12 protein-coding genes and 1 pseudogene are annotated in these 13130 nt (G+C 64.2%); 5 read left to right on the forward strand and 8 right to left on the reverse strand.

Features of this window, described 5'->3' with window-relative positions; all coding sequences use genetic code 11:
- A pseudogene (locus ACQR1I_RS30430) lies at window positions 1-838 on the forward strand (IS3 family transposase); the annotation flags it as partial.
- A 47-nt stretch (window positions 839-885) separates the two neighbouring features.
- Window positions 886-1503, forward strand: coding sequence for a hypothetical protein (locus tag ACQR1I_RS30435; RefSeq protein WP_434870147.1), 618 nt, complete (start codon window positions 886-888; stop codon window positions 1501-1503).
- A 79-nt stretch (window positions 1504-1582) separates the two neighbouring features.
- Here ACQR1I_RS30435 and ACQR1I_RS30440 read toward each other — a convergent pair whose 3' ends face one another.
- From ACQR1I_RS30440 to secG, 7 genes are all read right to left on the reverse strand, one after another.
- Window positions 1583-2245, reverse strand: coding sequence for a hypothetical protein (locus ACQR1I_RS30440; protein ID WP_434870146.1), 663 nt, complete (start codon window positions 2243-2245; stop codon window positions 1583-1585).
- Window positions 2246-2341: 96 nt separating this feature from the next.
- Window positions 2342-2980, reverse strand: a complete 639-nt coding sequence (locus tag ACQR1I_RS30445; protein WP_434888858.1) for a T6SS immunity protein Tdi1 domain-containing protein — start codon at window positions 2978-2980, stop codon at window positions 2342-2344.
- A 1005-nt stretch (window positions 2981-3985) separates the two neighbouring features.
- On the reverse strand, window positions 3986-5197 hold the full coding sequence (locus ACQR1I_RS30450) for an MFS transporter (RefSeq protein WP_434870144.1): 1212 nt from the start codon (window positions 5195-5197) through the stop codon (window positions 3986-3988).
- Entirely contained in the window at window positions 5197-6063 is an 867-nt protein-coding gene (gene kdsA, locus ACQR1I_RS30455) for a 3-deoxy-8-phosphooctulonate synthase (protein WP_434870143.1), read from the reverse strand. Before kdsA ends, ACQR1I_RS30450 begins: the two co-directional genes overlap by 1 nt.
- Window positions 6064-6180: 117 nt before the next feature.
- Window positions 6181-6507 carry an NIPSNAP family protein gene (locus ACQR1I_RS30460; RefSeq protein ID WP_315756696.1) on the reverse strand — a complete coding sequence of 109 codons (327 nt, stop codon included), beginning with the start codon at window positions 6505-6507 and terminating at the stop codon, window positions 6181-6183.
- A gap of 195 nt (window positions 6508-6702) precedes the next feature.
- Complete coding sequence (locus ACQR1I_RS30465; RefSeq protein ID WP_434870142.1) at window positions 6703-8334, reverse strand: CTP synthase; 1632 nt, start codon at window positions 8332-8334, stop codon at window positions 6703-6705.
- A 167-nt stretch (window positions 8335-8501) separates the two neighbouring features.
- The gene (gene secG / locus ACQR1I_RS30470) at window positions 8502-8885 is read right to left on the reverse strand and encodes a preprotein translocase subunit SecG (RefSeq protein WP_434870141.1); all 384 of its coding nucleotides are present in this window, start codon (window positions 8883-8885) and stop codon (window positions 8502-8504) included.
- 211 nt (window positions 8886-9096) lie between these two features.
- On the opposite strand from secG, the gene ACQR1I_RS30475 reads away from it, so the two are divergent.
- On the forward strand, window positions 9097-9663 hold the full coding sequence (locus ACQR1I_RS30475; RefSeq protein WP_434870140.1) for a helix-turn-helix domain-containing protein: 567 nt from the start codon (window positions 9097-9099) through the stop codon (window positions 9661-9663).
- Between the two features lie 2 nt (window positions 9664-9665).
- The gene (locus ACQR1I_RS30480; protein WP_434870139.1) at window positions 9666-10193 is read left to right on the forward strand and encodes a GNAT family N-acetyltransferase; all 528 of its coding nucleotides are present in this window, start codon (window positions 9666-9668) and stop codon (window positions 10191-10193) included.
- Window positions 10194-10224: 31 nt separating this feature from the next.
- Here the strand turns inward: ACQR1I_RS30480 and tpiA are convergent, their stop codons facing one another.
- A complete protein-coding gene (tpiA, locus tag ACQR1I_RS30485; RefSeq protein WP_434870138.1) occupies window positions 10225-10980 on the reverse strand; it encodes a triose-phosphate isomerase in 756 nt (251 codons plus the stop codon).
- Window positions 10981-11203: 223 nt separating this feature from the next.
- Here tpiA and ACQR1I_RS30490 point away from each other — a divergent pair, with 223 nt between their 5' ends.
- Window positions 11204-13114, forward strand: coding sequence for a peptidyl-prolyl cis-trans isomerase (locus tag ACQR1I_RS30490; protein WP_434870137.1), 1911 nt, complete (start codon window positions 11204-11206; stop codon window positions 13112-13114).
- Window positions 13115-13130 lie beyond the last annotated feature (16 nt).

Consider the following 13130-nt stretch of genomic DNA (forward strand, 5'->3'; position numbering starts at 1 on the left):
TGCCGCATGACGGTCAGATATCAGACGAGCCGGGCCGATGATGCCGGGCTGCGGCAGCGCATGAGGGCGATCGCCCATGAGCGCCGCCGCTTCGGCTATCGTCGCCTGCACGTCCTGCTCAAGCGGGAGGGCTACCTGGTCAATCACAAGAAGCTGTTCCGTCTGTACCGGGAGGAACGGCTCACGGTGCGCCGCAGAGGTGGCCGTAAGCGGGCCCTCGGCACACGGGCGCCAATGACGGTGCCGCTGCTCCCGAATGATCGCTGGTCGCTCGACTTCGTGTCGGATCAGATGACCGATGGCCGGCGCTTCCGCATCCTGACCGTGGTCGACGACTGCACCCGCGAGTGCCTGGCGCTGGTGGCCGACACCTCACTCTCGGGCGCCCGGGTCGCTCGGGAACTGGACCGGCTGGTCGCCGAGCGCGGCAAGCCCAGGATGGTGGGTGAGCGACAACGGCAGCGAGTTCACGAGCAATGCCATCCTGACCTGGACCGATCAGAGCCGTGTCGCCTGGCACTACATCGCGCCGGGCAAACCCATGCAGAACGCCTTCATCGAGAGCTTCAACGGCCGCCTGCGGGATGAACTGCTGAACGAGACGCTGTTCACCTCGCTCGCCCAGGCCCGCGTCGCGCTCCGATGCTGGCGGGCCGACTACAATGATGAACGACCACACTCGCAGCTCGGGTGGAAAACGCCGTCCGAGTTCGCCGCAACCTGCAATCCGCGTCGGGATCTGGCACTGCGCCATGTCGAGAGCTCCGCGCCAGCCCCCGCCGCTACCACCGCCCGGATGGGCACATCCAACCGCCCGAACGAACTGAGACCTGGATAAAACTTGGGGGCAAGGTCAAACGCTTTGCAATATGCAACGATTTGGGAGTGCGGGCGTCAGATATTGTCCAATCAAATTATGTCGCTTGGGTTGAAGGTCCTTCCGACCGAATTTATCTGAAGCGATGGATCAGCCTTTTCAGGCCAGATTTAGTAGAAGGCATTCACTACTCGATAATATTCTATGGCGGTCGCTTGCTAAGCCACCTCTCAGCGGATGATGAAGAGGTCACCGAGTTCATCCGCTTACGCTCACTGAACCAGAATCTGTGTGTTCTAATGGACAGCGACAAGTCCAGCGAGAACGATGAAATAAACGATACCAAAAAAAGAATAGTCGGAGAGTTGTCGCGGGGAGGTAGCAAGGCATGGGTAACCGCGGGGCGCGAGGTCGAGAACTACATTGACTTCGGACTTCTCCATGAAGCCATAAAAAAGATATACCCCCGAAAGTATCATTCCTCAGGATCTGGCGGAATGTATCAACACGCGCTTCACTTTTATCCTCTCACGGAGAGCGGCAATCGTTCGTCAAAACTCTTTACCGAGAGCGACAAAGTGAAAGTTGCACGAGAACTGGTCAAAGATGTACTGGATACAAGGATTTTGGACTTGAATGAACAATTGGCCGACTTGGTCGATCGAATCGGTCGAGCAAACGATTGAAATGGCGTTACGGTTACGCTGCACTCAATAACCGACAGCGCGTGCAGCGCAATCAACCTCCTTCAAACGATGACCCCGCCTACAAATGAGTCACTCGCGGATCATAGACGAGATCGACCATACGATATGGATCATCGAACGCACCGCGGGTTTTCACGACGATGTCTCCGAGCGGACAGAGCGAGGCCGCCAGCGCGCGCCAATTGATCCAATCGTAGCGCTGTCCGTCGTCGTCGAACGCAGCAGCCCGATAGGCCGACGCAAGCGTCTCGTTGCTCGGGAATTGCGCGCGAGCGGAGAGAACTCCGATGGAAAGGGCATTCCTCGTCATGAACAGACATGCTTCGAAGAGGCGATCTTCCACGATCGAAAACAGTCCAACGCGCCGCTCGGACCCCAAAGCCGACAAGACGCTCTCCAGAGCCTCTGGGCCGAGCACATGCGCGTCGCGCAGCTGGTTCGCGAGAGCATAGTCGGGCCGCTGCCTCTTCATCTCCGGCGTCCGCTCAATATCAACTCTCAGGAACCAAAACTTGAATTCGTCGGCAAACAACCTGAGCATCAACGGTCTCGCCACCTCGCAGACGTCGGCCATCATCTTTTCGACGTCAACAAAGCTCGGGACCGGACTCGTCGAAAATTCGAGCATGGCCAGAGGAGGACCATCACGTGAGATGAGGCCAGGACTGCTCTCCGGCGCGCTTGTCAAATCCGGAAGGCGGTTTACTTTCACAACCAGCATACCTCGTTCTCGCTGTCATAGCGGACCATGTACGCCCTCTTGACCACTGCCGCCCGGACGGATTGCGCTCGAATGTGCCTAACTCTGGACTAATCTTCACCGACCACTGGGATCACTGATACGGATCTGCGTTCCGACAAGAAGCCCCTTTGCCTTGAGTATAAGCTGGCCAAAGATGTGCCAATACACGTCGATATCGGAAAGCTCCAAATTTTCGACATCATCTACTCCGCCAAGGAATAGTGGCTTCCTATAACCGGCACACTGATCGTATTCTAATTTTGTAGGAACAAGTTTCTGCCAGCGCCGGCAAAAATCGACTGCAAGGGCAGACTCGCCAAAATTGACGAGCTCGTCATCGTGGAAGGTTTCGATGTTGGCAGGAATTTTCAGAGCCTGCCCAGTGCCTGGCTCAAACATGACCACACCGGGCATTCCGCCTTCGAGGCGCCTCTCATCGATCGCGAACGCCCGGCCGAGCCAATCATAACCGAAGCACGTGATGCGTCCCTTGAATTCGGGAAACGCACCACCGACGCGCCCGGCCCATGTATCGAGGCTGCTCACCCGCACCACGCGATACAGCCCGCCGTTGAAGGAGCTTCCACCAAATTCGGCGAACAGTTTCGCGGCCTCAGGTCGCAAGTTCGCGCCACTTGATGAGTCGGTCAGGGGGCCGCTCGATGTTGGGCCTGCGTCTCGAAGAAAATATCTCTTGAATGTCTCGAACATCATGCAGGACCAATGGCAACCATGTAGAGGACCGTTTCCAACCGCACGCTTGAACTAAGACGGGTCGAAAGCCCCCTCAGGTTACAGCACGATCGGCACTGGCGAGTCGCCCGTCGGTCGCGCTTCGTCCAAACAGATGGCTTCGCCGTCTCAATTCGACCGTCAGGCAGCCTGCATCCAGAAAAGGATTTGGCCAGCGTGATCAAGCCGATCACCCCTGTCCAGTCCTTCCGCGAAAATATTCTTATTTCTTTTTATCAGAATCCATGATTGTCTATCGCCGTCCCGTCTCGATCAGAGGGGCGCTTCGCGGTCGTCACGGACGTTGAGGCGGGATGCGGTGGGTGTGTCGGGTTCGCAGCGTGTTCAGTCATGCGGACGAACGGGCCTGATGCGCCGGCGAAATCGTATGGTCCTGGCCTCCCGACGCTGAGGCCAAGCGGATGGTGATGATGATCCAGCCGTGACGGGGGCAAGACAGCCCGGTCCCCGGGGAGAGTACGTATAAGCCGCTCAACCATCGCGCGGGGAATGCCGGGATGTCTCGGCTGAACCTGTGGTTCCTGCCGCCTGCATTCTTTTCTGCAGGCGGGCCATGGGGGCGGCCAGCTCCCGGCATTCCCCGTGCCCTCTTTTCAAGGAGGGCATGTCCAAACGGCAAAGCTCGGACGCAGATGCGCCGCGAGATGGCGGCGACACGTCTCGCGACAAATGACGCGCCGAGCACAGATGTCTCAGCCGGGCATGTTCAGCATCGAGAGGAAGAAGGCGTGTCCTCGCTCTCAGCCAGGGCTAGCGCAGCTGACGATGGGCATTTTGCACTCACCTGTCTCCGCGTCGTCATGGCCGGGCCTGTCCCGGCCATCCACGTCGTTCGGCGCCCTGAGATGGACGTGGATGCCCGGGACAAGCCCGGGCATGACGGAGCAACAAATTAGCAGGCGTTCGTGCAGCGACGGCTCCATAACTTCAAATGCGGAAGCCCTGCGCTCAAGCCAGAGACGGTCGTCAGGTAGCCGCCGCATCGGCCGGCGGGCGCTGCCGCAGCAGTGCGGCGCAGGCGAAGCCGAGCACGGCCATCAGCACGGCGGCGACGAGCAGGGTCGGCTGCTTGCCCCCATGGACGAGGCCGAAGCCGTAGGCGATCGGGCCGACGGTCTGGCCCAGGAAGAAGAAGAACGAGTGCAGCGACATCGCGGTCGCGCGCGCCTCGATCGACAGCTCGCTGGCGAACACCTGCAGGCAGCCATGGATCATGTAGAAGCCCCAGCCCATCAGGAGCATGGCGCCGAACTGCAGCTTCCAGCCCGGACCGAGCGCGAGCGCAGCGAGCTGCAGCCCGACGAGGGCGGCACCCGTGATCATCATGCCCTTGACGCCGAGCCGCGGCAGGAAGCTCGACACCGTGAAGGTATAGAACAGCCCGCCGACCGCAAAGCCCGCGATCACGATGCCGGCGATCGACAGCGAGGTCTCGCCGAGATCGAACAGGAACGCGGCGATGAACGGAAACAGCCCGAACACGCAGCAGCCTTCGACGAACACGGCCGAGAAGCAGAACCGCGCATTCGGGTTGGTGAAGATGGTGCGGTAGCCCTTCCTCAGCGCGGCAAGATCGGTGGTCGGCGCGTGCGTGACCTTGGCGCCGCGGAAGCCGGCGGCGACCGCGAAGGAGGCGATCAGTCCGAGCGCGCCGAGGATCGCGAGCACGCCGCGCCAGCCGATCAGGTCGCCGATGATGCCGGACGCGGTCGCGCCGAGCAGATTGCCGGCCATCGAGCCCGCCAAGGTGCGGCCGATCGCGACCTGGCGCTTGTCGGGCGCGACGAGATCGGCGGTCAGCCCGAGCGCGACCGGAAACACGCCGCCGGAGGCGATGCCGGCGAAAATGCGCGTCGCGAACAGCAGCGGAAACGAGGTCGCGAACGCGCCGAGCACGCTGGCGACGCCGAGCAGCGCGAGGCACAAGGTCATCAGCCGCGCCTTGCCGAACAGGTCGGCGGCGGCGCCGATCGCCGGCTGGATCAGCGCGTAGATCAGCGCATAGCCTGCGGCGATGCTTGCCGCGGTGGTGATGCTGATCGCAAAATCCTCGGCGACGTGCGGCAGCACCGGGTCGAGCGCCCGCGTCGACAGCGCCGCCGAGAAGCCCGCCAGCGCGATGATGTTCACGGCTGGCGGAAACTTCTGCTCGGCAGGCCTGGCGACGGGCTGGTGCATCAGCGCGCGGCGCCTTCGGACACCTGCCCCTTCGCGAGATGGTCGAATGCCATCAGCGTCCGCAACAGCCCTTCGAACTCGGCGAGCGGCACCATGTTCGGTCCGTCGGAGGGCGCATGATCGGGATCGGGATGCGTCTCGATGAACACGCCGGCGACGCCGACCGCCACCGCCGCGCGGGCCAGCACCGGCACGAATTCGCGCTCGCCGCCCGTGGAGGTCCCCTTGCCGCCCGGCTGCTGCACCGAATGCGTCGCATCGAAGATCACGGGCGCGCCGGTGGTGCGCGCCATGATCGGCAGCGCGCGCATGTCCGAGACCAGCGTGTTGTAGCCGAACGAGACGCCGCGCTCGGTCGCCAGCACATTCGGATTGCCGGCGCCGGTGATCTTGGCGACGACGTTGGCCATGTCCCACGGCGCCAGGAACTGGCCCTTCTTGACGTTGATGACCTTGCCGGTCGCAGCCGCCGCGAGCAGCAGGTCGGTCTGGCGGCACAGGAAGGCCGGGATCTGCAGGATGTCGACCGCCTGCGCCACCTCGGCGCACTGGCTCGCATCGTGCACGTCGGTCAGCACGGGAAGACCGAGCGACGAACGAATCTCGGCGAAGATCGGCAGCGATTGCGTCAGGCCAAGGCCGCGCGCCGCCGTGCCGCTGCTGCGGTTGGCCTTGTCGAACGAGGTCTTGTAGACGAGCCCGATGCCGAGGCGCGTCGCGATCTCCTTCAGCGCCGAGGCGACCTCGAGCGCATGCGCGCGGCTCTCGAGCTGACAGGGACCGGCGATGACCGCCAGCGGCAGCTGATTGCCGAACTTGACGGAGCCGGCGCTGACGACCGGCGCGGCGGAGATCGGAGCGTTCACGACATCATCCTCTTTGAGCGCGCGACCATGGCCCGGCGCAGGCCGCCGGATCAACCCGGCACGGGCCCGCGAATAGCAGGGTTGCGGGGATCGGTCATCCCCGCCCCTTGCCCGGGCCTATTTCAGCGCCGAGAACGCCGTCGGCACCAGGAACTGGCTGGTGATGTTGGCGACGATCTGGCCGTCCTCCTCGCTCTTGGCGCGCGCCGCGATCCAATCGGGATTGGTCATGAACGCCGTCCACTTGGTCTCGCGCTCGGCGAGCGATTCCCAGGCGAGGAAATAGGTCAGGTCCTGGTTGGATTCACCGATCAGGGTGGTGAAGAAACCGACCGGGCGGATGCCATGCTTCTCCCACAGCTTCAGCGTCGTCGTCTCGAAGCGCTTCAGCAGCGCCGGCAGCCGGCCCGGAATGCAGCGATAGATGCGGCTCTCGTAGATCATGTGATCCTCCCTGATCTGTTCTTGCGTCGCGTGAACAGGGAGCGTTGTCGCAACAATCACTGCGGCCGTCAAAGGCCGCATTGCGCGCCCCGACCGTCATTGCGAGCGAAGCGAAGCAATCCAGAGTCGCGAGCGGGACTCTGGATTGCTTCGTCGCTGGCGCTCCTCGCAATGACGCTCGAGGCAGGCAGCCCGCTACACCAGCCGCGACTGCACCATCGCGGCCTGGATGAAGGACGCGAACAGCGGATGCGGTTCGAACGGCCGCGACTTCAGCTCGGGGTGGAACTGGACGCCGATGAACCACGGATGGTCCTCGTATTCCACGATCTCCGGCAGCACGCCGTCGGGCGACAGGCCGGAGAACTTCAGGCCGTGCTGCTCGAGCCGGTCCTTGTAGGCGGTGTTGACCTCGTAGCGGTGGCGATGCCGCTCGGAAATCTCAGTCGCGCCGCCGTAAACGTCCGACACGCGGCTGCCGCGCTTGAGCGCGGCGGGATAGGCGCCGAGCCGCATCGTGCCGCCGAGATCGCCGCTCTTGGAGCGCTTCTCCAGCTCGTTGCCGCGCAGCCACTCGGTCATCAGGCCGACCAGCGGCTCCTTGGTCGGACCAAACTCGGTCGAATTCGCCTCGGTGATCCCGACCAGATTGCGAGCGGCCTCGATGACCGCCATCTGCATGCCGAAGCAGATGCCGAAATACGGCACGTCGCGCTCCCTGGCGAACTGCGCCGCGCGGATCTTGCCCTCGGCGCCGCGCTGGCCGAAGCCGCCGGGCACGAGGATGCCGTTGACGTGCTCGAGGAAGGGCGCCGGGTCCTCGTTCTCGAACACCTCGCTCTCGATCCAGTCGAGCTTGACGCGGACCTTGTTGGCGATGCCGCCATGCGACAGCGCCTCGATCAGCGACTTGTAGGCGTCCTTCATGCCCGTGTACTTGCCGACGATCGCGATCGTCACGTCGCCTTCCGGATTGCGGACGCGCTCGTTGATGGTGTGCCAGCTCGCCAGCGCCGGCGGCATCCGCGGCTCGATGCCGAACGCGGCCAGCACCTCGTCGTCGAGGCCGGCGGCGTGATAGGCCTCGGGCACCGCGTAGATGTTGTCGACGTCGCGCGCCTCGATCACGGCGCTTTCGCGCACGTTGCAGAACAGACCGAGCTTGCGCCGCTCCTCCTTCGGGATCTCGCGATCGGTGCGGCACAGCAGGATGTCCGGCTGGATGCCGATCGAGCGCAGCTCTTTCACCGAATGCTGCGTCGGCTTGGTCTTCAGCTCGCCCGCGCTCGGAATGTACGGCAGCAACGTGAGATGGATGTAGATGGCGTGATCGCGCGGCAACTCGTTGCCGAGCTGCCGGATCGCCTCGAAGAACGGCAGGCCCTCGATGTCGCCGACGGTGCCGCCGATCTCGACCAGCACGAAATCGTACTCGTCATTGCCCGACAGCACGAAATCCTTGATCGCGTTGGTGACGTGCGGGACCACCTGGATGGTCGCGCCGAGATAGTCGCCGCGGCGTTCCTTGGTCAGGATGTCCTGGTAGATGCGCCCCGTGGTGATGTTGTCGGCCTTGGTCGCGGGCCGCCCGGTGAAGCGCTCGTAATGGCCGAGATCGAGATCGGTCTCGGCGCCGTCGTCGGTCACGAACACTTCGCCGTGCTGATACGGCGACATCGTGCCTGGATCGAGGTTGAGATAGGGGTCGAGCTTGCGAAGCCGGACCTTGTAGCCGCGGGCCTGCAACAGCGCGCCTAACGCGGCTGAAGCCAGACCCTTTCCGAGCGAGGAGACCACGCCGCCGGTGATGAAGATGTACCGCGCCATGGGAGCCTACCTTTAATGCCGCGCGCTCGATTCGCCAAAACGAATCGTGACCGGCCCGCAACGCTGTCGCGGGCCTGTGGGTGACTTCGAAATATGAATGATCTCAGAGAGTTGAGACCGTCTCATGATGCAGGAAGCCAATTGCGTTCCTGCATGGCTTCCCCGCGTTATTGCGACTGCGGGGCCTGCGGAGCGGACGGCGCCGCGGGCGCCTGCTGCTCGTCGGCCTTCTTGAGCTGGTCGAGCACGCCGCCGCCGGTCGGCGCGACCGGGGTGGCCCCGCCCGACTGCGTCTGTCCGGGCATGTTGCCGAGAATCGACGCCGGCTTGCGATCGTATCCGGCCAGCCAGGTCAGCAGCAGGCTGGTGACGAAGAAGCCGACCGCGAGGATCGCCGTCGTCCGCGTCAACAGGTTCGCGGTGCCCCGGCTCGACATGAAGCCGGCGCCGCCGCCCATCCCGAGGCCTCCGCCTTCGGACTTCTGCAACAGCACGGCGCCGATCAGCACGGCAACGATCATGAGGTGGATGACGATCAAGACAGTCTGCATGGTGACCTTCCGTCACAAGCCCTCGCAGGCCCCGGGCCGGAGGCCGGGATCGCGAGAGCTTCGCGGGCTATTCGGAAATTTGCGCGGTGTTACACGATCATGTCGGGCAACGCCACCCCGCAGATAATCGCAGCCGCGCTTCGCACAAGCGCGGCTTTGCCGCGTGCTTGCACCGCTTGCCCGTTTTGCCAATTTCCACTATTAGAGACAAATGGATCAAATTGTAGACGATTTCAGCCAGCGCCTCGCCCGGCGCCTGCAGCTCGAGCGCGACAGCCGCGGCTGGTCGCTGGCCGACCTCGCCGAGCGCTCCGGCGTTTCAAAGGCGACCATCAGCAAGATCGAGCGCGCCGAGGTCAGCCCTACGGCCGTTGTGCTGGTGAAGCTCGCCAGCGCCTTCGATCTGACCCTGGCCGGCCTGATGCTGCGCGCCGAAGCGCAGTCGGAGCGGCTGTCGAAAGCCTCGGAGCAGTCGGTCTGGCGCGATCCCGACACGGGCTATGTCAGGCGGCAGGTCTTCCTCAGGCCGGATCACCCGATCGAGCTGGTGACGGTCGAGATGCCCGCCCGCCGCAGCGTGACGCTGCCAGCCTCCTCCTACATCCACATCCGCCAGCTGGTCTGGGTGCAGAGCGGACGCTTGACGATCACCGAGGGCGTGGAGCGCCACGAGCTCGGCCCCGGCGACTGCCTGGGCTTTGGTCCGCCGATCGACACCACCTTCGCCAACGAGACCGACGCCCCGTGCGTCTATGTCGTCGCTCTTGCAAGGAGCTGAGCATGTCGCCGCCCCGAATCGCAGCCCTCTCCGACTCGCCGGCCATTCGCGCCGCACTCAGCGCGATGCTGATCGAAACCGTCGCCCACGGCGGCTCCGTCAGCTTCATGCATCCGCTCACTCCTGACGATGCCGATGCGTTCTGGCAGGACTCGCTCGCGGCCGCGGAGCGCGGCGAGCGAATCGTGCTGGGGGCCTTCGCCGAGCAGGACCTGATCGGAACGGTGACGCTGCAGCTGAAGCTGCCGCCCAACCAGCCGCATCGCGCCGAGATCGCCAAGATGATGACCCGGGTCAGCCACCGCAACCGCGGCGTCGCCCGCGCCTTGCTCCTCGCTGCCGAATCCCGCGCGCGCGAGTTCGGCCGCACGATGCTGGTGCTCGACACCGCCGAGGATGGCGGCGCCTCATCACTCTATGAAGGTGCCGGCTTCCAGCTGAGCGGGATCATCCCGGACTATGCCCTGAAGCCGCATGGCGGCCTCACCGGCACGATGATCTATTGGAAGCGAATCGGGGGAACGGCCTAAGGCGCAGCGCTTGCCCAGCTCACCTCGTCTCTCAACAACCCTTCGCAATTGCGAGAAAATCGGCCGCTTTCAGGCTGGCACCGCCGACCAGCGCGCCGTTGACGTTCGCGACCGACATCAGCTCGGCGGCATTGGAGGGCTTGACCGAGCCGCCATACAGGATGCGCATCCGGGCGCCCTGCTCGTTGAAGCGTTCGCTCAGCAACTGCCTGATAAAGGCATGAATCTGCTCGACATCCCCGGCGGTCGGCGTCAATCCGGTGCCGATCGCCCAGACCGGCTCATAGGCGACGATCAGATTGTCGGCCCGCGATCCCTCCGGCAGGCTGAGGGCGAGCTGGCCGCGCAAAATCTCCAAGGTCAGCCCGGCGTCGCGCTGCTGCTGGGTCTCACCGACGCAAACGATCGCGACCAGCCCGGCGCGCCAGACCGCTTCGGTCTTCTGGTGCACCACGACATCGCTCTCGCCGTGATCGGCACGGCGCTCGGAGTGGCCAACGATGATGGCGCTGGCGCCGGCATCCGCCAGCATCTCCGCGGAAATGTCGCCGGTATGGGCTCCCGACGCTTTGGCGTGGCAATCCTGAGCGCCGACCGCAATCGACGTGGCGCCGCGTGCCTTCTCGGCAAAAGCCGCCAGCAGCGTCGCCGGCGGACACACCAGCAGATCCGCCTTGGCGGTAACCTCCGCCGCCCCCGCCAGCATGGCCTCGAACTCGGCGGCCGACGCCTTCAAGCCGTTCATTTTCCAATTGCCGGCGATCAGGGGGCGGATGCGGTCGGTCATGGCAGGATTCCAGCAGGGGTTGAGACAGGGGATCGGCTAGCAGAGCCCCTGCAGGAGTACCAGAGCGCGCACCGTCTTCCCACCGCTTCAATCCGCCTCAGAGCCGAGGTTGCGACCGGGCTGCTGCCTCTTTATAAGCCGTTTCACCTCGGTGACGCCCTCTCGCGGAATCCGCTCCAAGGCGCTGCCCTTTCATCCTTTTTCCTGCAGACAGACTGGACCCATGCTTCGAGGATTACGCAAGGCCTCATCAAACTGGCTCGGCAAGACCATCATGGCCGTGGTCATGGGCGTTTTGATCGTCAGTTTCGGCATCTGGGGCATCGCCGACATCTTCCGCGGCTTCGGGCAGTCGACGGCTGCGACCGTCGGACGGACCGAGATCTCGATCAACGAGTTCCGCCAGATCTATACCGACCGCCTGCAGCAGATCGGCCGCCAGATCGGCCGCCCGCTGACCCAGGAGCAGGCCCGGCTGTTCGGGCTCGACCGCAGCGTGCTGCAGCAGACGATCGCGGAAGCGGCGCTCGACGAAGAGGCCCGCCGTCTTGGCCTCAATCAATCCGATGCCGAGACTTTGCGCGTGATCCTGAGCGATCCCAATTTCAAGGGTCCCAACGGCGCATTCGATCAGCAGCGCTTCCTGGCGATCATCCGCAATTTCGGCTTCACCGAGCAGCGCTATCTGATCGACCAGCGCCGGCAGTCGCTGCGGCGCCAGATCACCGGCACGATCGCGGCCGGGCTCGAGCCGTCGAATACGCTGCTGGAGGCGCTGAGCCGCTTTCAGAACGAGCAGCGCTCGATCGAGTACGTCAGGCTCGACGCCGCGCAGGCCGGCACGATCGACGCGCCCTCGCCGGAAGTGCTGGCGTCCTACTTCGATCAGCACAAGGCGCAGTTCAAGGCGCCGGAATATCGCAAGATCTCCTTCGTCACGGTGACGCCGGAGGACGTCGGCAAATCGTCCGACGTCTCGGATGAGGATGCCCGCAAGCTGTTCGACCAGCGCAAGGCGCTGATGGGCACGCCGGAGAAGCGCCAGGTCCAGCAGATGACCTTCCCGACCATGGAGGAAGCCCAGGCGGCGCGCGCTCGCATTGCTGCCGGCGAGATCACGTTCGACGAGCTGGCCAAGGAGCGCAATCTCAATCAGGCTGATCTCGATCTCGGACTGGTGACCAAGTCCGCCATTCTGGATCCCGCCGTGGCCGACACCGCCTTTTCGCTGCCGACCGGCGAGGTCAGCCAGCCGGTCAAGGGCGCCTTCAACGTGGTGCTGGTGAAGGTCAGCGCCATCCAGCCCGGCCAGGAGCCGGCTTACGAGAGCGTCGCTACCGACATCAAGAAAGAGATCGCTGCCGATCGCGCGAAGTCGCAGGTCGCGACGCTGCGCGACAAGATGGAAGACGAGCGCGGCGGCGGCGCCAGCGTCGCCGAGGCTGCCAAGAAGCTCGGCCTCAATGCCGTGACGATCGAGTCGGTCGACCGCGCCGGCAAGCAGCCGAACGGCCAGCCCGCGCAAGGCGTTCCGCTCGGTCTCGATGTCGTGGCGCAGGCGTTCAACAGCGACGTCGGCGTCGACAACGAGCCGATCTCGTTCCGCGGCGGCTATGTCTGGTTCGAGGTGCTCGGCATCACCCCGCCGCGCGATCGCACGCTCGACGAGGTCAAGGATCAGGTCGCGGCCAAATGGCGCGATGACGAGATCGCGGCGAAGCTGCGCGCCAAGGCGACTGAACTGGTCAAGAAGCTCAACGAGGGCGGCAAGCTCGCCGACGAGGCGGCTTCGCTCGGCACCAAGGTCGAGACCGCCGCCGCCTTCAAACGCGACGCCACGCCGCCCGGTGTTCCCGCCGGCGCGATCACAGCCGCCTTCCGTACCGCCAAGGATGGCGTCGGCCAGACCGAGGCCGATGGCGGCCGGCAGTGGATCGTGTTCCGCGTGACCGACATCATCGAGCCGAAGGTCGACCTTGCGTCCGAGGACATCAAGAAGCTGAAGGACCAGCTGCAGCGGGCCCTGGCCGACGAGCAGGGCACCGCCTTCGTGATGAAGCTCGAGAAGGATATCGGCACCAAGATCAACGAGGCCGCCGTGGCGCAAGTGGTCGGCGGCGGCAACAACCAGTAACGGACGGCTGAGTGGG

Origin of the sequence: Bradyrhizobium sp. HKCCYLS2038 (genome assembly GCF_051167655.1) — a bacterium.
Taxonomy (GTDB): Bacteria; Pseudomonadota; Alphaproteobacteria; order Rhizobiales; family Xanthobacteraceae; genus Bradyrhizobium.

Bases quoted from the DNA above. Each gene is read 5' to 3' on its own strand.
- ACQR1I_RS30440 (WP_434870146.1), bottom strand. From the start codon at position 2,245: ATGCTGGTTGTGAAAGTAAACCGCCTTCCGGATTTGACAAGCGCGCCG.
- ACQR1I_RS30445 (WP_434888858.1), bottom strand. From the start codon at position 2,980: ATGATGTTCGAGACATTCAAGAGATATTTTCTTCGAGACGCAGGCCCA.
- ACQR1I_RS30465 (WP_434870142.1), bottom strand. From the start codon at position 8,334: ATGGCGCGGTACATCTTCATCACCGGCGGCGTGGTCTCCTCGCTCGGA.
- ACQR1I_RS30450 (WP_434870144.1), bottom strand. From the start codon at position 5,197: ATGCACCAGCCCGTCGCCAGGCCTGCCGAGCAGAAGTTTCCGCCAGCC.
- ACQR1I_RS30460 (WP_315756696.1), bottom strand. From the start codon at position 6,507: ATGATCTACGAGAGCCGCATCTATCGCTGCATTCCGGGCCGGCTGCCG.
- ACQR1I_RS30475 (WP_434870140.1), top strand. From the start codon at position 9,097: ATGGATCAAATTGTAGACGATTTCAGCCAGCGCCTCGCCCGGCGCCTG.
- secG (WP_434870141.1), bottom strand. From the start codon at position 8,885: ATGCAGACTGTCTTGATCGTCATCCACCTCATGATCGTTGCCGTGCTG.
- ACQR1I_RS30480 (WP_434870139.1), top strand. From the start codon at position 9,666: ATGTCGCCGCCCCGAATCGCAGCCCTCTCCGACTCGCCGGCCATTCGC.
- tpiA (WP_434870138.1), bottom strand. From the start codon at position 10,980: ATGACCGACCGCATCCGCCCCCTGATCGCCGGCAATTGGAAAATGAAC.
- ACQR1I_RS30490 (WP_434870137.1), top strand. From the start codon at position 11,204: ATGCTTCGAGGATTACGCAAGGCCTCATCAAACTGGCTCGGCAAGACC.